The organism is Streptomyces hygroscopicus subsp. hygroscopicus (assembly GCF_030269125.1).
Classification (GTDB): domain Bacteria; phylum Actinomycetota; class Actinomycetes; order Streptomycetales; family Streptomycetaceae; genus Streptomyces; species Streptomyces hygroscopicus_C.
In genome coordinates this window covers 75,121-93,668 of record NZ_BSSM01000027.1, presented here as the reverse complement: position 1 = coordinate 93,668, position 18,548 = coordinate 75,121, and the positions used below count along the sequence as shown (strand labels likewise).

Annotated in this window: 20 protein-coding genes and 1 tRNA gene; 14 read left to right on the top strand and 7 right to left on the bottom strand. The window is 69.2% G+C overall.

Annotated features, from left to right (window positions below):
* From QSK45_RS36815 to QSK45_RS36805, 3 genes are all read right to left on the bottom strand, one after another.
* Positions 1-256, bottom strand: a 256-nt coding sequence (locus QSK45_RS36815) for a transposase (protein WP_285563309.1), incomplete at its 3' end; no start/stop codon positions are given.
* Between the two features lie 150 nt (positions 257-406).
* Positions 407-2,935 carry an ABC transporter permease gene (locus tag QSK45_RS36810; protein WP_285563307.1) on the bottom strand — a complete coding sequence of 843 codons (2,529 nt, stop codon included), beginning with the start codon at positions 2,933-2,935 and terminating at the stop codon, positions 407-409.
* Positions 2,935-3,735 (bottom strand): ABC transporter ATP-binding protein, encoded by an 801-nt coding sequence (locus QSK45_RS36805; protein WP_285563306.1) that lies wholly within the window; start codon positions 3,733-3,735, stop codon positions 2,935-2,937. The genes QSK45_RS36810 and QSK45_RS36805 overlap by 1 nt, the downstream gene beginning before the upstream one ends.
* Positions 3,736-4,107: 372 nt before the next feature.
* Here QSK45_RS36805 and QSK45_RS36800 point away from each other — a divergent pair.
* Both QSK45_RS36800 and QSK45_RS36795 read left to right on the top strand, forming a co-directional pair.
* Positions 4,108-4,194 (top strand) — tRNA-Leu (locus tag QSK45_RS36800).
* Positions 4,195-4,295: 101 nt separating this feature from the next.
* On the top strand, positions 4,296-6,128 hold the full coding sequence (locus tag QSK45_RS36795; protein WP_285563305.1) for a tyrosine-type recombinase/integrase: 1,833 nt from the start codon (positions 4,296-4,298) through the stop codon (positions 6,126-6,128).
* 773 nt (positions 6,129-6,901) lie between these two features.
* On the opposite strand, the gene QSK45_RS36790 is transcribed toward QSK45_RS36795, so the two are convergent.
* The gene (locus QSK45_RS36790; RefSeq protein WP_285563304.1) at positions 6,902-7,387 is read right to left on the bottom strand and encodes a helix-turn-helix domain-containing protein; all 486 of its coding nucleotides are present in this window, start codon (positions 7,385-7,387) and stop codon (positions 6,902-6,904) included.
* A gap of 126 nt (positions 7,388-7,513) precedes the next feature.
* Between QSK45_RS36790 and QSK45_RS36785 the strand changes: the two genes are divergently transcribed.
* From QSK45_RS36785 to QSK45_RS36750, 8 genes are all read left to right on the top strand, one after another.
* Positions 7,514-7,759, top strand: a complete 246-nt coding sequence (locus QSK45_RS36785) for a helix-turn-helix transcriptional regulator (protein WP_285563303.1) — start codon at positions 7,514-7,516, stop codon at positions 7,757-7,759.
* On the top strand, positions 7,756-8,355 hold the full coding sequence (locus tag QSK45_RS36780) for a hypothetical protein (RefSeq protein ID WP_285563302.1): 600 nt from the start codon (positions 7,756-7,758) through the stop codon (positions 8,353-8,355). The genes QSK45_RS36785 and QSK45_RS36780 overlap by 4 nt, the downstream gene beginning before the upstream one ends.
* Positions 8,352-8,762 (top strand): hypothetical protein, encoded by a 411-nt coding sequence (locus tag QSK45_RS36775; RefSeq protein ID WP_285563301.1) that lies wholly within the window; start codon positions 8,352-8,354, stop codon positions 8,760-8,762. Before QSK45_RS36780 ends, QSK45_RS36775 begins: the two co-directional genes overlap by 4 nt.
* The gene (locus QSK45_RS36770; protein WP_285563299.1) at positions 8,759-9,163 is read left to right on the top strand and encodes a hypothetical protein; all 405 of its coding nucleotides are present in this window, start codon (positions 8,759-8,761) and stop codon (positions 9,161-9,163) included. The genes QSK45_RS36775 and QSK45_RS36770 overlap by 4 nt, the downstream gene beginning before the upstream one ends.
* Position 9,164: 1 nt before the next feature.
* Positions 9,165-9,638: a hypothetical protein gene (locus QSK45_RS36765; RefSeq protein WP_285563298.1), complete on the top strand. Its 474-nt coding sequence runs from the start codon at positions 9,165-9,167 to the stop codon at positions 9,636-9,638.
* A gap of 350 nt (positions 9,639-9,988) precedes the next feature.
* Complete coding sequence (locus tag QSK45_RS36760) at positions 9,989-10,399, top strand: hypothetical protein (RefSeq protein WP_285563297.1); 411 nt, start codon at positions 9,989-9,991, stop codon at positions 10,397-10,399.
* A 91-nt stretch (positions 10,400-10,490) separates the two neighbouring features.
* Complete coding sequence (locus QSK45_RS36755; RefSeq protein WP_285563296.1) at positions 10,491-11,894, top strand: VanZ family protein; 1,404 nt, start codon at positions 10,491-10,493, stop codon at positions 11,892-11,894.
* Between the two features lie 379 nt (positions 11,895-12,273).
* Positions 12,274-12,408, top strand: a complete 135-nt coding sequence (locus QSK45_RS36750; RefSeq protein WP_285563295.1) for a hypothetical protein — start codon at positions 12,274-12,276, stop codon at positions 12,406-12,408.
* A 271-nt stretch (positions 12,409-12,679) separates the two neighbouring features.
* On the opposite strand, the gene QSK45_RS36745 is transcribed toward QSK45_RS36750, so the two are convergent.
* The gene (locus QSK45_RS36745) at positions 12,680-14,116 is read right to left on the bottom strand and encodes an IS1380 family transposase (RefSeq protein WP_395484881.1); all 1,437 of its coding nucleotides are present in this window, start codon (positions 14,114-14,116) and stop codon (positions 12,680-12,682) included.
* 132 nt (positions 14,117-14,248) lie between these two features.
* On the opposite strand from QSK45_RS36745, the gene QSK45_RS36740 reads away from it, so the two are divergent.
* The gene (locus QSK45_RS36740) at positions 14,249-14,650 is read left to right on the top strand and encodes a hypothetical protein (RefSeq protein ID WP_285563293.1); all 402 of its coding nucleotides are present in this window, start codon (positions 14,249-14,251) and stop codon (positions 14,648-14,650) included.
* Positions 14,637-14,951, top strand: a complete 315-nt coding sequence (locus tag QSK45_RS36735) for a hypothetical protein (protein ID WP_285563292.1) — start codon at positions 14,637-14,639, stop codon at positions 14,949-14,951. The genes QSK45_RS36740 and QSK45_RS36735 overlap by 14 nt, the downstream gene beginning before the upstream one ends.
* Positions 14,952-15,260: 309 nt before the next feature.
* Here the strand turns inward: QSK45_RS36735 and QSK45_RS36730 are convergent, their stop codons facing one another.
* Positions 15,261-15,443 carry a hypothetical protein gene (locus QSK45_RS36730; protein WP_285563291.1) on the bottom strand — a complete coding sequence of 61 codons (183 nt, stop codon included), beginning with the start codon at positions 15,441-15,443 and terminating at the stop codon, positions 15,261-15,263.
* A 112-nt stretch (positions 15,444-15,555) separates the two neighbouring features.
* Here QSK45_RS36730 and QSK45_RS36725 point away from each other — a divergent pair, with 112 nt between their 5' ends.
* Together QSK45_RS36725 and QSK45_RS36720 are read left to right on the top strand one after the other, a co-directional pair.
* The gene (locus QSK45_RS36725; protein WP_285563290.1) at positions 15,556-15,750 is read left to right on the top strand and encodes a hypothetical protein; all 195 of its coding nucleotides are present in this window, start codon (positions 15,556-15,558) and stop codon (positions 15,748-15,750) included.
* Between the two features lie 120 nt (positions 15,751-15,870).
* Complete coding sequence (locus tag QSK45_RS36720) at positions 15,871-16,887, top strand: NAD-dependent epimerase/dehydratase family protein (RefSeq protein WP_285563289.1); 1,017 nt, start codon at positions 15,871-15,873, stop codon at positions 16,885-16,887.
* On the opposite strand, the gene QSK45_RS36715 is transcribed toward QSK45_RS36720, so the two are convergent.
* Positions 16,888-18,189 carry an NsdA family TPR-like regulatory protein gene (locus QSK45_RS36715; protein ID WP_285563288.1) on the bottom strand — a complete coding sequence of 434 codons (1,302 nt, stop codon included), beginning with the start codon at positions 18,187-18,189 and terminating at the stop codon, positions 16,888-16,890.
* Between the last annotated feature and the right edge of the window lie 359 nt (positions 18,190-18,548).

The following is an 18,548-nucleotide window of genomic DNA, read 5'->3' as shown; positions in this document are numbered from 1 at the left end:
TGGCCCGCACCGCCTCCGCGGCCTGCCGGTCGGTCAGCCTCTCCACGAACTGCAACACCAGCACGAGCGCGAGCCGACCCGGGGACCAGGCGGGCTTGCCCCGGGCCGGGAAGAGGTCCTTGAACTCCTCGTCCGTGAACAATGGCCCCAGCTCGTCCCGGACCCGGATCGCCAGGCTCCCCTTCGGGAACGCGGCCCGAGCCACCCGCACCGTCTCCGCCGGGACCTCCCCAGATCCCTTCGGCTGCATCGACATCCGCACCCACCCCATACGACAACGTCGGCCTTCAAGACCACAACCGGGTCTTGAAGGCCGACGTCACGCAGGCCCCGAATTAACCAACAGCGTCCGGTGACGGAACGGGGCCCCTCGCGCGTCTACGGCGCCGTGTCGTACGGCCGTTCGCTACTCGGCCTTGATCGCCGCCAGCATGTTCAGCCGGGCCGCGCGGCGGGCCGGCCACAGGGCGGCCAGGACGCCGACCACGCCCGCGAGGAGCAGGAAGAGCGCCAGTCGGCCCCAGGGCAGGACCAGGGCGTACGTCGGCATCTTGGTGCCGAGCAGCTCACCGGCCGCCCAGCCGAAGAACACGCCGAGCCCGATGCCGAGCACGCCGCCGAAGAGCGAGATCACCAGGGACTCCAGGCGGACCATCCGCTTGACCGCACGGCGGTCCAGGCCGATCGCGCGGAGCATGCCGATCTCCTGGGAGCGTTCGAACACCGACATCGCCAGGGTGTTGACGACGCCGAGGACCGCGACGATCACCGCCATGCCGAGCAGGCCGTAGACCATGTTCAGCAGCATGGTGAACACCTGCGCGATGTTGTCGGAGATGTCCTTCTTGTCCTGGATCTTGATCGCGGGGTTGGTACCCAGGGCCTTCACCAGCCGGTCCTTGGTCGCCTCCGAGGCGCCGTCGGTCGTCTTGACCATGACCCGCATGTCGGTCGGCTGACGCAGATGCGGGGTGAGCACCTTGTTGTCGAGCATGATGCCGTGGATCATCTCGTTGCCCTCGTAGACGCCGGCGACCGTCAGGGTCTGCGCCTTGCCGTCCTCGAAGTGGGCGGTGACGTGCGAGCCCGGCGTCCAGCCGTACTCCTTGGCGCGGTCCTTGTCCACGACGATGCGCGTGCCGCCCACCGTGAAGCTGCCCCGGACCACCGACAGGTCCGTGAGGCCGGCGATGGACGCGCCGTCCACGCCGGTCACGTACTCGGTCTCGCCGTCGATGCGGGACATGGCGTTGCGCAGCGGACTGCTGGCGCTCACACCGTCGGTGGCGGCGAGCTTCCTCGCCACGTCCGGGGAGAGCGGGGAGCCGTTCGCCATGGAGACGACGTAGTCGGCGCGGATCGCGGAGGCGGCCATCTTGTCGATGGACGACTGGAGGCTGCCCGCCATCACCGTCATGCCGGTGATCAGGGTCAGTCCGATCATCAGCGCGGAGGCGGTGGCCGCCGTACGGCGCGGATTGCGCACCGAGTTCTGGCGGGCCAGCTTGCCGGAGACGCCGAACACGCGCAGCAGCGGGGCGGCGGCCGCGATCAGCGGGCGGGACAGCAGCGGGGTCAGCACGAACACGCCGATGATCAGCAGCACCGCGCCGAGGCCCATCGGGCCCTCGCCGGAGTCGGCGTCCATCGAGGTGGCGGCGACGATCACCGCGGCACCGGCGGCCGTGAACAGCGCGCCGATCGTGTTGCGCAGCACCAGCGACCTGGTCGTCGCCTGGGCGTAGACGCTGTTCATCGCCGCCACCGGCGGGATCTTCGCGGCCCGGCGGCCGGGCAGCCAGGCGGCGAGCATGGTGATGAGGATGCCGACCGCGAGGGCGGCCGCCACGGTCCACGGGCTGATCACCAGCGGCCCGTCGGGCATGCTCGCGCCCAGGGACCCCACCAGGGCGCGCAGGCCCGCGCCGATGCCGATGCCGGCGGCGAGTCCGGCCACCCCGGCGACCGCGCCGACCACGAACGCCTCGATCAGCACCGAGCGGGTGACCTGGCGGCGGGAGGCGCCGACCGCCCGCAGCAGGGCCAGCTCCTTGGTGCGCTGGGCGACCAGCATGGTGAAGGTGTTGGCGATGATGAACGTGCCGACGAACAGGGCGATCCCGGCGAACACCAGCAGGCCCTGCTTCATGCTGCTCATCGAGTCGGCGATCGCCTTCGCCTGGTCGTCGGCGAGCTTCTCGCCGGTGGCGGTCCTCACCTGGTGCGCGGGCAGCGCCCGGTCGAGGGCGTCCTTCAGCGCGGCCTGAGAGGTGCCCGGCTTCGCCTTGACGTCGATCTCGTCGTAGGTGCCCTTCTTGTGGAACAGCTTCTGCGCGGTCGGCGTGTCGAACAGGGCGAGGCTGCCGCCCGCGGCCACATTGCCGTCGTCGGTGGTGAAGACGCCGGCGAGGGTCGGGGTGAGCACGGGGCCGTCGACCGAGAGGCGCACGGTGTCGCCGACCCGGTAGCCGGCCCGCCGGGCGGTCTCGGAGTCGAGCAGCACCTCGTTCGCGCCGTGCGGCGCGTGGCCGCTGACCAGCGGGTACCGGGCGTCCTTGGTGCCCCAGTAATTGCCGCCGCGGGACTGCCAGTTGCCGCCGGCGAGCTTGCCGTGCCGGTCGGCCACGGCGGTGAAGCCGCCGACGACACCGGTGGCGGAGGCGGCGCCGGGGACCCCGGCGGCCTCGTCCAGCATGGCCGGGGTCAGGTCCGGCGTCCGGCCGACCTTGTCGCCCTCGGATGCCTGGTACCTGGGTTCGACGGCCACGTCGACCTGGTCGAAGCCCTTGGCGGCGCTGTTCTGGTAGGCGTCGGAGACGGTGTCGGTGAAGACGAGCGTCCCGGAGACGAAGGCCACGCCGAGCATCACGGCGAGCACCGTCATCAGCAGCCGGGCCTTGTGCGCGAGGACGTTGCGCAGGGCGGTGCGGAACATCAGCTGGTACGACCCTTCGCGTCGAGCTCGGGGGTCTGGCGGGTGCTCCCGGGAAGATTGCGCATCAGGTCGAGGACCGAGTCGGCGGTCGGCCCGTACACCTCGTCGACGATCCGGCCGTCGGCCAGGAAGACCACGCGGTCCGCGTAGGCCGCGGCCACCGGGTCGTGGGTCACCATGACCACCGTCTGGCCCAGCTCGCGCACGGAGTTGCGCAGGAAACCGAGGACCTCGGCACCGGACCGCGAGTCGAGGTTCCCGGTCGGCTCGTCGCCGAAGATGATCTCCGGCTTGGAGGCGAGGGCGCGGGCCACGGCGACGCGCTGCTGCTGGCCGCCCGACAGCTGGGAGGGCCGGTGGCTCAGCCGCCCGGACAGCCCCACCATCTGGATGACCCGGTCCAGCCACTCCTTGTCGGGCTTGCGCCCGGCTATGTCCATGGGGAGGGTGATGTTCTCCAGCGCGGTCAGGGTGGGCAGCAGGTTGAACGCCTGGAAGATGAAGCCGATCTTGTCCCGGCGCAACTTGGTGAGCTGCTTGTCCTTCAGCGAGCCCAGCTCGGTGTCACCGATGCGCACGGAGCCCGTGGAGAAGGTGTCGAGGCCGGCCACGCAGTGCATCAGCGTGGACTTGCCGGAGCCCGACGGGCCCATGATCGCGGTGAACTCCGCCTGGTGGAAGTCGACGGAGACCCGGTCCAGGGCGACCACCCGGGTCTCACCCTGCCCGTAGATCTTCGACAGCTCCGTGGCGCGGGCGGCCACGGTCGTGGCCGTGCCTGCGGTGGGTGTGGTGGTCACGGGTCGGTGCTCCTCGGTACGACGTGTGCTGGGGGACCTCTCCATCGTCCCGGCGCCGAGGGTCCGGCAAGTCAGCCGCTGTTCCGGTTCCCGGGGGCGACTCGGGGCGGACCAGGGGGGTGTCACGTCATACCTGGGGAGGACCCCGACCCCCAGAACAGGGGGAGCGCCCTCCTTCGGACGGTGAAATTCCGTCATTTCACATACACGTGCACGTGCGCCACGTCACGCTATTGGCAAGTGCGGATGGCCAGTTCCGTGGTCTGATGCACCCTCAGACGTCAATAAAATAAGACAACATCGGTCCGCCGCTCCGCTGTTCGGGGGATGCGTCCCGATAGGCTCGGATCCTCGAAGCGGAGCCCACGGCCTGCCCGGATGGTGGAATGCAGACACGGCGAGCTTAAACCTCGCTGCCCCTTCGCGGGCGTGCCGGTTCAAGTCCGGCTCCGGGCACCACACTCCATACACCGCTTCACCTGCGGAAACGGCCCCGAGGGGCCGTTTTTCTTTTCTTTAGCTGGCGCACCGCTGGCGCACGCGGCCGTACTCTGCCCCCCATGGCTTACGTGAAGGCGATGAAGAACAAGGCCGGTGAGGTCACCAGCCATCGCGTTCGCTGGCGCCTCGGGGGCGCGCGGACGGGGGAGTGGCAGGCCGAACGGTTCGACGGTGACGAGGCCGGTGCGGAGGCGGCTGAAACCTTATGCGAGGCCGTCAACGAGAACGGCCAGCAGTGGCCGCCCGGGTGGATCAAGGGCGAGGGGTACATCGACCCCACGGCCGGGGTCGAGGAGTCCTACATCTTCCGCAACTACGCGCGGGAGGTGATCAAGAACAAGACCGGGGTGGAGGAGCGCTACCGCCAGGACTGCTACCGGGAGCTGGAGCACTACCTGGTGCCGACGTTCGGCAACTGCGACGTGCGGAGCCCGGAGCACTTCAGCAAGGCGACCGTGGCGGCCTGGGTCAACAAGATGGCCCAGACCTACGTCTGGCGCGGCTCTAAGCGCAAGCTGATGAGCCCCAAGACCCTGAAGAACGTGCACGGCCTGCTGTCCTCGATCCTCAACGAGGCGATGCAGGCGGAGCCCCCGCTACGGGAGCGCAACCCCTGCAAGGGCATCCGGCTGCCGCGTACGGACGATGAGGGCGCGCTGGATGACGAGCGCACCGAGGACATGGAGTTCATGACCCCAGACGAGGTGGCCGGTCTGGTCTCCTGCTTCAAGCGCTCGGAGGACCAGGTGCTGGTGCGCGTGGCGTACGGCACCGGCATGCGCTGGGGCGAGATCACGGCCTTGGCCAAGCAGCACGCCCGCAACCCGTCCGCCGGCGTCTTCGAGCTGGCAGTGTCCCGCGCCTGGAAGCGCCGGCCGAAGACCCACCCGCAGCCGGGCGCGTACTTGGGCACGCCCAAGAGCAAGGCGTCCCGGCGCGTGGTCGACATCAGCGCCGGCCTGTGGCAGGAGCTGCTGGGCCACGGTCTGGCCGGCCTCGCCAAGGATGACCTGATCTTCCACAATGGGCACGGCGAGCATCTGGTGTACTCCACGTTCTACGACCGGTGGGTGGAGGCCGTTACGGAGGCCAAGGAGCGCGGCCTGCTCCCTGACCACAAGTACCCGACGTTCCACGACCTGCGGCACTCTCACGTCGCCGCGCTGTTGTCGGATCGGCACAGCCTGGAGTACGTCAAGCGGCGCCTGGGTCATGAGTCCATCAAGACCACGTCCGACCGGTACGGCCACCTGACGCGAGAGGCCCATGAGGGAGCGCTGGCGACGATCGACCGGGCCCTCGGGATCGAGTCGGCCGCCCAGGCTGCGGACGCCGCCGACGAGGAGCACGAGGCGCGCACGCCGGTGGCCGACCCGGGCCGGTCCCTGTACGTCGCGCATGTCGGTACGTGGCTGGTGGGGTTCTGGCGGCCTGAGCATGCCGAGGAGCTGGCGGAGCGGTGGGCGCGCGAGCGCGGCAGCGCAGTCAGGGTGGAGAAGATGAGCGCGGACTGGTGGGTCCGCTCCACGGGCGGGCACGTCGGCTCCGACAACGGGCTGAAGGCCGTACGGGAGGAGCTGCCCACCCGGGCGTTCGTCTGGTCGGTGGGTCCGGCCCTCTACGACGCCGACGGCCAGGAGTGCACGCCCAACCCAGGGGTGCATGAGCCGGCCGGGCGATGGGTGTGGGAGTTCGAGGAGGACCACACCGAGGAGCCGTCTCACTCCGCCACGGCGTGGCGGCCGGGGCCGGCGGCACTGACGGAGGCGCGGGCGTGGGGGCTGGACCTGGAGGCTGTTCAGGCCGCCTACGCGGTGGCCCGAGCGGACGCGGTGCGTACGTGCGGGTTCCACCCGGAGCGCGGCGTGGGGGAACGGCAGCCTGTCTCCTGAGCCCGAGTACGCGACAGGGCCCCGGCTGTCTGCCCAACCGGGGCCCTGTCGCCGCCCGGTGAGGCTAGGCCGGGCTGCTGCCCACTTCCTCGGCCGGGCGCTCGTGTTGCGGTTGCTCGGTGAGCTGAGAGGCGGGGGGTGTGAGACGGCGGAACGGGAGCGGCGTCACGGGGTGGTGGCCCCCCTCCGGATCGGCATACGTCCGTACGGGGTTGTCCGTCGGGGGCGTTGTCGGCGCGGTAACTTTCCGGAGCGGTCGGTGTGGTCGGCCGTCTTCTGAATCGGTCTGCCCGTTCTCGCAAGGTTTCCCGAACGAGGCAGTTGTGGTCCCGGGCCAGTTCCTCGTAGCGGGCCGTCACCTCGGCCAATTCGCGTTCGAGTTGGCCGTTCTCCGCGAGTGCTTCGTCCAGGCGGCGGGCGATCCCCATCACGTAGGCGCTGGCCTGTTCTGCTCGCTGATGCAACCGCTCTTCGCGGTCAGCTAGTTCGCGAGCGCGCTGCCCGCTTGCCTCGATGAATACGCTCCGCTCGACAGCGATCTGCTGGGCTGTCTGCCGGGTGTGTTCGGCGTGCGCGTTGAGCCAGTGGCGAATGGCCGTCAGGGCGACCGTCGTTGCGGCGGTCAGTGCGGCCAGCCCTCCCCCCAGTAGGAGTAAGGCGCCGCTGATGCCGTTCCCGGGCCCCTCGTCAGTGACCAGGAGGGTGGCGGCGGCCCCGGCTGCCAGGCCACTGACGGATGCGATGATCGCCCTTCCCGGCATATGTCCCCCTTGCTACGGCGCCCCCGTCTGCGCCGACGAGTGCTCTGTGTCCTGGGCTCGTTGCAGCCTGATCGCCAGCTCGATGGAGGCGATCATCGTCTGTCGGATCACGGGGTCGGTGATGCCCCATGCGTCCGCGAACGCCTCAGGAGACTGTTGTGACTGCTCAGTAGCTGAGCGTACATCCGGAATGACACCTTCGGGCCATGCTTCGCGGGAGATGACTTCTGCTGCGACCAGAAGGTTGCGTACGTCCGTCTTGAGGACTTTGGCGATCTGCTCGAATTGGTTGGGCATCGGCAGGGTGACGCCGTTGATCATGCGGCCCACGGCGGACTCGCTCATACCGGTCGCCCGCGCGAGGGCGATCCTGCCGCCCTTTCCGGGAGTGAGGTCGTAGCCGGCTGCGGTGGCCAGCTGCCGGATCAGTATGCCGAATTCCTTGGCGGTGTTCCGGCTTGGCGGCTCGTCGGGGCGTGCCGTGGGGTGTCTTTCCATACTCCGCATCCTGGCAGGGTAGCGCGCATGCATGCAGCCAGAAAGAGCTTGCATGCATGCAAGCTAGGGGTTAATGTCACGCATGCAAGCAACTCTTGCACGCATGCAAGACGAGAGGAGGTGTGCATGCCCACGCTGCACGGCAAGACCGTCACCGACCGCGCCGAGGAGGCCGGCGACAGGACGCACGCCCAGATCGCCCGGCGCCTGAAGCTCCGGCAGTCCACCGTGTCCCGGCTTCTCACCGGGACCACTGCGCCGTCGCTGAAAACGCTGCTCGCCATCAAGGCCGCGTACGGCATCCCCCTGGACGACCTGGTCGCGGACGACGCCCGGACACCCGCCAAGTCCCGGAAGCAGGCCGCCGGATGACCGCCTGGACGCGGAGGCACTGCACCTGCGTCGAGGTGAGGAACCTGACCTACGAGCAGGCGGCCGCCGCACTCGCGCTCACGAGCGACCGGTGGCTCCGCGACAACATTTCCCGCCTGCCGCACCAGAAGTTCGGTCAGCAGCCCGCAGTTTTCTGCCACTGCGACCTGCGGCTGATCCAGGCCATGCGGACGGTCATGCCGCCCGAGGCCCTGCATCTGCTCGACGCACCGGCCGACCAGCCCGCGAACCAGCACGAAGGCGAGTTGCCGTACGGCCGGTGCGAGGACTGCCGGACACCGCTGACGCGGCCGGGCCGCAGTCGCTGCGCTGGCTGCAAGCACCTCGACCCGGTGCCCGGTCAGCGCCGCCGGGGCGCCACGTCCCGCCAACGGACCATCCAGCCGCCGCTCCTGACCGCTGTGCCCCCGGCGGCCGAGCCCGCCGAGCCTGCGCGGCCGCCGTTCCAGTGGAAGCCCGAGGACCCGCTCGCCCCGACCCGAATCTGCGGCTGCGGCCGTGACTTCAAGTCGCGGACTGACCAGACCTGCCAGGACTGCCAGTTCGCCGCCCACCAGGAGGCAGTGACCGCATGACCGAGAAAGTAACCGAGCTGGGCGAGGCGCTGCGCGCCCTGGGCGAGCGAGGTGAGCACCTGATCGCCTTGCAGCCCGCCCCCGAGGACCTGGACGAGATCCGGGACGAGATGGACGCTGCCCGGCGGCTCCTCGTCGTGGCACGGGCGTCGCTGGCGCGCCGGTGCCCGCAGCACCCGAACGCGCCGGTGGACCCGGCTGCCGACGGTGAGTGCCTGTTCTGCGCGACGAACCGCCGCCGCGGGGAGACCGGCGGCGTCACCGAGGCGGTGCCGCTGCACACGGTGGCCCGCGCGGTCGCCGAGCTGGGCCAGGACGAGGCCGTACGCCGGTACGGGGCGCAGACGGTGACCCGGGCGCCGTTGCGGTGCCGCAACGACATCGGCTTGCTGCAGGAGTCCGCGTGAAGCCCAGCGTGGCGGCCGAGCTGTTCGACCAGGCGGCACACGACCCGACCCGGCGTGAGGACGCGGTGAGCGCCCTGTTCACCGGCCTGGCTGCTGCCGCGCAGGCGGCGGCGGACGAGCGCCGGCGCCGCCGGGAGGAGGCCCGCGCCGCGCGCCGGAACCGGCCCGAGGCGGTCGCCGCCCGGCAGGCAGCCGCGGCGAAGGGCTGGGAGACCCGCCGGTGTCGCGAGGCCGAGGGTGCGGCCCGCGACGGCTGGGACGACCGGCCGGTCCGCACCGGTCCGGTCTGCGACGAGATGAACCACAACTCGGTCGGGCGCGAGGTGTTCTGCGAGCTCGAACCGGACCACGAAGAAGACCACGACGACGGCGACGGCACCACGTGGCCGCGAGAGGACTGACGTGACACCGACTGCACAGGCCGAAGGGCCCCGGATCGTCGGCGAGGCGCTGGCGATGGGCGTGAGGGGCGACTTGGAGAGCGGCGTCGACCTGATCGTGCCGCTGATCGCGGCCGACTGGGGGAGCGCGTACGCGCTGGCGTGCATGCTCGCCGAGGCCGCGTCGTACATCGCGCGCCGCGACCAGGAGCCCGGCACCGTGTTCGGGATGCCGGTCCAGAACACCGAGACCGGCGAGTGGGCGTCGGCCGATGTCTTGCCGCCGCACCTGCGGTTCGCCGGCCAGTTCACCACCGCCTGGGCGAACCGCGACCGGGCGCACGCCGAAGCCATGTTCACCGCCCTGTACGAGCGCTCGCCGGGCGGCAGCGAGTTGGTCGACGGACTGCTGATGCTGTTCCAGATGGCCGTGTGCACCTCGGAGAAAGTCGTCGCCGAGGAATGGGCCAAGCGGGGGCAGGGGAGCGGTTCGTGACCCTGGTGACCCGCGCCCCATCGACCGGCCTGCGCCGGGGGCCGATCCGGTTCCCCGACGGGCATCCGCCGGTGCCCTCCGGGTGCCGCTGGTGCGGCATGCCCGAGGGCACGCACGGCCGGCGGCGCTACATCCCGTCGGCCGGGACGCACGCGTGGGAGATCGTCCGGCGGACCGCCGCGCGACGGGCATGCTGCTCCTGGTGCGGCCTGTTCTTTGCGGGGCATATGACCAGAAACGATCTCCATCTGACAATCACTGCGTGATCAGATGGTCACAACGTTTTCCTCCTGCGCCAGTGTTCTTCACATGCAGCACTGACATGCGCGCGACATCTAAGGGAGAATTTAATGCGCCGCAGAGCCAACGCCGTTCTCACCGCTGTTGCCATCGCCGCTGGATCGGTCATGTTCAGCGCGCCGATCGCCTCGGCCAGCGTCTACTGCGACAACTCCGGCTACACCGTTACCAACGAGCCCATGGAGCGGTGCACGTCGCTGTCCAACGGGGTGCTGGTTGTCCACCAGAGTTCCAGCGGCGTCGTCAGCACTACGTACGACAAGCAGGGCGGGTCCACCATCTCCGCCCAGCTTGGTTACTCGCGCTCGGGGACCAGCCACTACGCCAGCGCCATCTCCATCAGTTCGGGCCAGACGAAGTCCGCGACGTGGTCGCTGTCGGCGAGCGCCTACTGCACCAACACCATAGGCCTGCTTAAGTACTCCGGCGGCTCGTACCAGACGCCTACCTCGCACTGCTGAAACCACAGCCCCGCAGGCCCCGTCTACCAAGGCGGGGCCTTCCCTCTTCCGGTCCCGCACTCCCCGATATAACCACGCAAGGAACCGCGCCGTGTTTTCCGCCATCTTTCAACACCATGTCGGCTATCTGGCCGTATGCACACTGATCGGCCTCGTTCTCGGCGGCGCAGCATGGACGCTCGTCCGCAAACGGGGAAACCCTTACGGGGCATGGTGGGCCGCGCTCGCCTTCACCCTCACCGGCGTGCTCGGTGTCACTTTCATGGGGAGCGGCCCGGCCAGCGGCGTGTGCGTCCTCAACCACCAATTCGCCGAACCCTTCCACACCACGCAAGGGTTGTGGAACCTCGCCATGATGGTGCCCGTCGGCGCCTGCGCACTTTTGGCTGCCCGCCGTCCGCCGCCTGTCCTCGTCGGCGTCATCGCGCTGCCCCTGGCCATCGAATTCACCCAGGCCACCGTCAACGGCCTGGGGCGCGTGTGTGACAGCTCAGACGCCGAGATGAACATCATCGGCGGGTTGATCGGGCTGGCTGCTGTCGCGGTTGTGCTCACAATCCGCCACTCGCTCGCCTGGCAGGCGGGCACCAAGGGTGCCCTGATCACTTTCGCGGCGCTGCTCCTCGTGGGCTCGGGAGTGGCGCGTCCGATGCTCAACTTCACGAACGTGGATGGCAGCACCCTCGTCGACGCAAGTTCCGACCAGAAACAAGCTGTTGCGGCTGCTGTCAAGGAGGCGTTCGGTGACCGCTACAAGATCGGCCAGCAGTACGAGCAGCCGTGCGTGGGCGCCGCATGCACCAATATCATCTTCAACCTGTACAGCCGCGGAGAGGGGCACTCCGAAGACTTCGGCAACGGCACCCTTTCCTGGCCTGACAAGAAGCACCTGAACGTACAGCTGGAGAACAGCGACCAGCCCACCGCTCTGGGATACCCAGTGGACGGTACGACAGCCCCGTCTACCGATGTGGCAGCCTCTCGAATCGCGAAGTCGTACGCCCAGCGACAGTATCCGTGGGCGATGAGTGCGACCATGAGCGAAACGTCCGCTGTGGGCACAAAGGCCGAATTCGGCTGGATCACGAGCTGGAGATGGAAACAAAACCATGTTCTGATGCCCAGGATGCTGGACGTCCAGGTGGACAGAGACGGGCATGTATCGCAGATTGACGTCACCCTCGGTCCGACCCGGGTCAAGCTTCCCGAAGCCAAGCTTGACGCAAGGCAGGCCGAAAAGGAAGTAAACAAGGCAGTAGCGGTACAACTCCAAGCCAATGGAAACACTGGCGCAGGATTCCACACCAAAGCAGTTACCGTAAAAGCGGTCGAGCAAGACGGTGCTTGGCAGCCGAACTGGCTTGTGAACGTGACATGGCCCAGTAATGGAAAGAGCGATGATTCGCAGGAGCAGGCACCGATTGATATGTACCGGGTGAACGCCGTGACTGGGCGGGTGTACGACGCAGGCGGGCAGCCCCTCAAAACGAACTGACGCCCACTGGTGGAACCGGAAACGAGCCGACCAGTGCGGGACACCGTTCGGACACTGCCCGGGGCACGGGTGCGGACAGCCCTGGGCAGCGGCTCGGCCGGGCTCTGGTTCGAGTACCGCGCCAAGGCGCCCCGCCACCTCGTTGTCGGCGGGTTCACCGAGGCGTTCGGCCCCCTGAGCCAGGGGATGGACGCCCACCAGCCGCAGCCTGTGGACGAACCTCGCGCAGGCCTCGCCGAGCTCGTCCAGACCGACAAGAGCACCCAGGTCAGCGACCCGGACCAGGCGGACGAAGAACCGCTTCGGCTGCTCCATCTCGTCCACGGCACCGTCCCTGCGCACGAGCACCTCGCGCTGCAGCGCCGACCTTGCCGCCGCCTTGGGCGACGTCCTCGCCCCCTTCACCATCCAGGCCGTGATCGGCGGCCACGGCATCCGTACCGCCTGCCTGCCCAGCAAGACCGTGGTGCAGTGGCGGCAGGTCCTCGCCAGGGCCACCCGCGTCGGCCGCTGACTCCGCAACGAGGAGCCTACCGGGCATTTGTCCGGAAGGTGCCTGTTGTGTGTTGTGTAGCTGGTGATGTGCTCACCTTCATGAAGAAGATCGTGACGCTCACTGCCGCCATGACGTTAGCCTCGCCGTTTCGGTTGGGGTGATGAGGCGTCGTTGAGGGGGAACTGCCGGGTGGCTGACGTGTTTTCGGTGTTCGGGCATGGTGGAGACCCGGCGCGGTGGTCGGGTTCTCCAAGGTCTTTCGGGTCGTGGGCGGTCAGGGGCCTGCCGGTCAGCCGGCGGGACGGGGCAGTGCGGCGAGGCGATGGAAGGCCGTGGCCAGTTCGGTTTTCCAGGGCCAGGTCGCCGATATCCGCAAGCGCAGGCGTCGGCCGCGGCGGGTGAGGCGGGCGGCGACGTGCAGCAGCCGGTAGCGGAGCTTCTTCGGCTCGGCAGTGGCCAGCTCCCCGTCCAGCAGCAGGACGCGCGTCCAGGCCAGCAGATCGATGGCCGCGAGGCTGAGTTCGAGCCAGACGGCGTTGACGTTGAAGTCGCGGGAGGGGAAGCGGCCGAAGCCAGTGGTCTTGCCGCACCGGATGTGGTCCTCAACGCTGGCATGTCCGCGGTGACGGACCTCCAGGAACTGGGCGGATCCGCCCCCGGAGTATGGCGTGTCGGTGAGGAACACCTGATGGCGCAGGCCCTCGTCCTGATCGAACAGGGACAGCTGGGCTCCGGGGTGCGGCCGCTCGCGGCGCACAATGATGCGGGTGCCGGTCGGATAGCCGGCCAGGTCGACCATTCCGGTCAGCTCGGCGACCTCGGCACCGTCACGCAGCGTCCCGTCCTGGTCCAGGGCGGGATGCCAGAGGCGGTCGGGCATGGTCCGGACAGCTCGGCGGACCGGCTCGGTGATGGCGTATCCGACTGAATAGAAGGTACGGATTCCTCGTTTCCGCAGGTCGCGGACGTGAGCGAGGAAGGCTTTCGCGGATCCGGCGCTGTCGGCACGGATGAGGATGTCGGTGCCGTGCCGGTGAGCGTCGGGGATCTGCGCGAGGGCCTGGTCGAGCACCGTGATGTGGTCGGCGGCAGTGTTGGCTCCGGAGTTACCGGGCCGCAGCCGCCCCGACACGGCCTCGCCGGTGTTCGCGAGGAAACACAGCAGCGGGTGGAAGCCGAAGCCGCCCTTGTAGGTGGGTGCGGCCTGCTCTTTCTCGGAGTGGCAGGTGATCAGCGTGGCGTCGAGGTCCAGAACCAGGCCGGGAAGTTCTCGTCCGCCGGCCCGAGCAGCAGGTATGCCCTCGCTGGTTTCGGCGGCCTGCATCCAGGCGACTTCCCGGGCCGAGGCGCGGGCCGTCCGCAGCGAAGCGAGTGCAGCCTCGTCGGTGTCGGCGAGCAACCGCCAAGCCGTGGGCGTGGAGGCGACCGGGCCGAACACCCCTGCCTGGTCCCGCAGCACGGCCAGATCCGCGATCACCTCACCACCGTCGGCGAGCATCACCGCAAGATCTATGGCGACCCGGCCCGGATCATGCCCGGTCCCGCGCGGCCGAAGCGGCCTGAGAGCGGCGGAGTACGCGGCGGTCAGCCCGGTGGCGTCAGCGAGATCCGCCAGCAACCGCGCCCCGGCATGCCCGACCACCTCCGAACCATCGGCACTGACATGGACCTTGGGACGCAACCCGATACCCTGCACGTAGAAAGTGCCCTCCGCCTGGACCGACAGAACCCCTCAGCAAGGTTCATCGTCCCAGGTCAGGAAGGCACTTTCGTGTTTCCGCCCCAAAGCCAGGCGTACCCAAGTGAAACGGCGAGGTTAGCGGCTTCGCTGGCGTCGGGGGCTGCCAGTGCTGTTCCGATGCCCGCCCAACCGCATCCGTGGGACAAGCGGGTCAAGTGCCAGACGAAGGACCCGGACGGCAGGAACATCGTCACCCGCTACGGGAACTCGGAACTGAGCTGGTACCACTTCACCGGCCGCCACAACATCAAGAAGTGCTCCACCCTGTACTCAGCCCTCCACGGCCGCGTGGACCGCGACGACCACCACGGGCACCTGGAGTACGACGGGATCGAGTTCGAGACGGGCGTGCCGAGGCCGCGGCAGGTGAAGTTCACGGTCGTCGTGCAGTACACGCAGAAGAGCACGGACGGCCGCTACGATGCCGGGCGCGGTCAGAAGATCGGCGTCATCACGGCGTACTGCCACAACCAACCAGGGAACAAGTGTCCGGCATGGGCCAAGCGTGAATTCTCCTGAACCAGAGACCGAGCAGGCGGCCACAGCGCGCCTGCTCGATCTCGTGCGCTCCTTCGTCACCACGCACGTGTCGTGGAAGCCGCTGTTCATCGGCGCGGTCATCACGGGCAACGATCGGATGCGCCTCTACTTCCGTTCACCCGAGCGAGACCGCACATACGGTGCGGACGTACTGATCAGCCACACGGGGCCCGGCCTGCTCGGCTCCCTGGTCTCCCCGGCGTTCCTGGCGAACGAGCATCTGCACCAGCCTTCCGACGATCCGCACTGCGACGTGATCGTGGATCTCACCGACTACTGACGGACGTATCCAGCCGCCCTGCCCGGCCCGGTACCGGCGCAGCTCGCAGTTGGCGGGTCGGCTGGGCGGACGTGGGCGCCTCGCCGAAGTCGCCCAGCCCATTTTGCGTCGCCGCAGCTGACCTTGATCTCTGCACACGGACACGGCCCGCCCGCCACGGGGGAATCAGGCGGGCGGCTTCTTCACGTCAGGCGACCAGCGCACCGGTGCGGGCCGCGAACTCGCGGACGCCCTCGATCCGCGTCGGCCCGTACAGCAGCCCGGCCGCCCCGTCCCGGCGTGGAAAACCGGGACGGGGCGCGCCCATGTTCAGGCGGCGGTCGTCCAGCAGTGGTCTTCCCGGGGGCAGGTGTCGGCCCACTGCTCCAGCAGCCGCTGGTACTCCGCCGTCCGGGCCTTGTCGGCAGGCCGGGACATGAGGCGCCGGATCGCGTCGTTGATGACGTCTGCGGACAGGCAGGCGCGCCCGCAGCACGGGGAGGGCGTGGGCATACCGCCACGTTAGGGGCCAGGTCTGACACTCGCCACGAACTGGTGATGTTCTATTCTGTTCGACCGGTGGGGGGTCGTCCTGCTACCGAGAACTGAGGACACGATGAGCGACGTGACCAGCCCCCCGCCCCCGGTGACGGAGCCGGACCCCTCGGCCGCGCGAGCGCCCGGCATGGTCGGCCCGTGCGCCGGATGCCAGCGGCCCACCCACAAGTACGGCGCCGGCGGGCGCCCGCTGTGCCAGTGGTGCATGGACCCGGTGGTCGCGCGGTACGGCAGCACCGTCCGCTACGTGAGCGCCCGGTAGGAGCTGCGCGGCGCTCGCCACAGCGGAAACCGTCACGGCCAGCGAGCCAGCACGAGGCGCCGCCATGGCGTCCTCGCAGTTCTGTAGGTGCCCCCGGGCGGAGTGGTGCAGGATCGGCGCATGCGAATTCTGCTGATCGGCGGCACCTGGTTCTTGGGCAAGTACATCGCGGAAGGCGCGCTCGCGCGGGGCTGGTCCGTCACCACCTTCAACCGCGGCCGCTCCGGGCGAGACGTTGACGGCGTCCAGCCCGTCCACGGCGACCGTACGGCCCGCAGAGACCTGGAACGCCTGGCGCAGCAGGGGCCGTGGGATGCGGTGATCGACACGTCCAGCTCGGACTTCGCGCCGCGGGACGTCCTCTTGGCGACCACCACCCTCCACACGGCGGTCCGGCGCTGGGTGCACATCTCAACCGTCTCCGTCTACCAGGGTTGGCCCCACGAGCCGTTGACCGAGCGGTCGGCGCTGCTGGACTGCCCGGCAGACGCGGACGAGTCGGTCGGATACACGGGGCCGGACGGGAGCCCGACGCACTACGGGTTCCAGAAGGCCGGCGGCGAGCGAGCTGTGACGGACGTCTTCGGTGACGCGGCTGTCCTGGTGCGCCCTGGGGTCATCCTGGGGCCCGGCGAGTACGTCGGGCGGCTCCCGTGGTGGCTGGGGCGGGCCAAGCGGGGAGGCCGGATTCTCGCGCCAGCGCCAGCCCAGCAGCGCATCCAGCCCGTGGACGTTCGGGACGTTGCCGCGTTCGCCCTGGACCAGGCGGCGAGCGAGACAAGCGGCGGCTACAACGTCGCCCACCCGCAGGGCATGACGTTCGAGGACTTCATCGGGGAGTGCCTGGCCGTGACGGGCGGGGCGGGCAGGCCGGTATGGGTGGACCCCGCCTTCCTGACCGAGCAGGGTGTGAAGCAGTGGACTGAGCTGCCGCTGTGGCGTACGCACGCCGGCGTGTGGGCCGTCGACTCCAGCCGGGCGGTGGCGGCGGGGCTGAGGACTCGGCCGCTCGCCGAGACCATCAGGGACACCTGGGCGTGGCTTGCGGCCGATGGACGGCCCGTGGACCACCCGAGGTGGGCGGCACACGGGATCGCGCCAGAGAAGGAAGCGAAGGTCCTGGCGGCCCTGGACTGATCAGGCTTCCAGTTGCAGCAGTGTGGGGCCGGTGAGCTGGTGCGTGGTCGCGGTACGGGTGAAGTCCTCGACCCGATCACGTAGCTCCCGGGAGACCGGTGCGCCCCGGAACGTCGGCCGCGTCAGGTAGTGCTGGATCTGACCTGCCCGCACGAGCACGCCGGTCACGCGCTGGTCAGCGGGGATGTCCCACACAGGCTCCAGGGCCTCGCAGGCGGCGTCGACGTCATTGACGAGGAGCCGGGCCATGGCCAGGTCCGCAGCGGCGCTCCCCAGGACGTGAGCTGACCGTGCTTCGGCCGGCCGCTGCTCGATGAGGGCGAGCGCCCTCCGTGCAGCCTGTTCGGCCTGGGGCGCGTCGTGGATGAGGAGGGCGGTGGAGCTGCTGGACATGGCGAGGCGTTCGCTCGTGAAGCCGAACTCGCCGCCGACGTCGTCATGCAGGCTGTCGCGGGCGCCGCTTTCCACTTCCTCGGACAGCCTGAGCGCCCGGAGCGCGGGTTCGACGTCCCCGAGGTAGCCGTGTGCGCGGGCCTCGATGGCGAGCAGGCGCCGCCGCGCGACGTCCCCGAGGCCGCCGTAGGTCTGGGCGCGGCGGGCCTTGGCCACGGCCTCGCCGGGCATCCCGGTGAAGTACGCGATGTAGGCGAGGATGCCGTCGCAGTAGGCCCGCAGGGGTTCGAGCCGTGCGGCTTCGCCGTAGAGGTCGGCGGAGCGGGCGAGCCGGCGTGCGCTGTTGAACGCGCCGAGGTTGAAGGCGCTCGTGGCGAGCAGGGCCGTGGTCTGGCCCAGGAGTTCCAGCAGCCGCTGCTGCTGTGCGGGGATCTGGGTGCGGTCGCGCTGGTCGTGGAGCTGCTGCTGGAGCTCTCGGCCGCGGTGGAATGCCTGAATGGGCGCGATGGACGCGTACTCGCGCGCGAGCGCATGCACGTCGTCGGCGAGTTGGTCGAGGGAGGTGTCGGAGACGGACGCAGCGGCCGTAGCGCTGGCGTCGTTCTGAGCGTCGCGTGCGGTCATGTCGATTACGTGCTCCAGGTCGAACGCGGGTGCTGCGGGATCGTCTCGCTCTGGTGGCCCGAACAGTTCCGCGGCTCGGCGGCCGAACATGCACTCCAGGACACGACGGGTGTCCGGGGGCAAGCGGGCGGGGTCAACTCCACCCGCCCTCCAGCGCTTGGCCGTTCGCTCGCTACAGGTCGGGTTGTTCGGACCCTTGCCGATGACCAGGTCCGCCGTCTTCGCGAACTCCTCAACCATCCGGGGCACGTCCATGTCCTGCTGGTTGCACAGCTGCTTCAGCAAGGTCGGAGGTTCTTCCTGCACGGTGCCCCCATCGGTTGAGTGGCGTCAGTCACCAGTCCAGCGGTGAATCGATCCCTTCACAGGAAGGGGATACCGCCGTTCCTTATCAGTGCAACACAAGACGGCAGTACGGCACTTGACTGGCCCGTGCGTGGCCCATGGCACCCGAAAGGGCCACACGGCTGGCACCCCGCCGACATGGCGCTGACACCCGAGGCAGGGCCACGCTGATCGGCGTCCTCGCTGAGAGTGCCCGCTTGAGCACAATCTGACTGGGAGTTCTGCCGTGACATCGCTCTTGCATGACCCCACCCACCTCGCCGTGGAGCAGCCCCCCGGCATGCGCCGAGGTCTCGCAG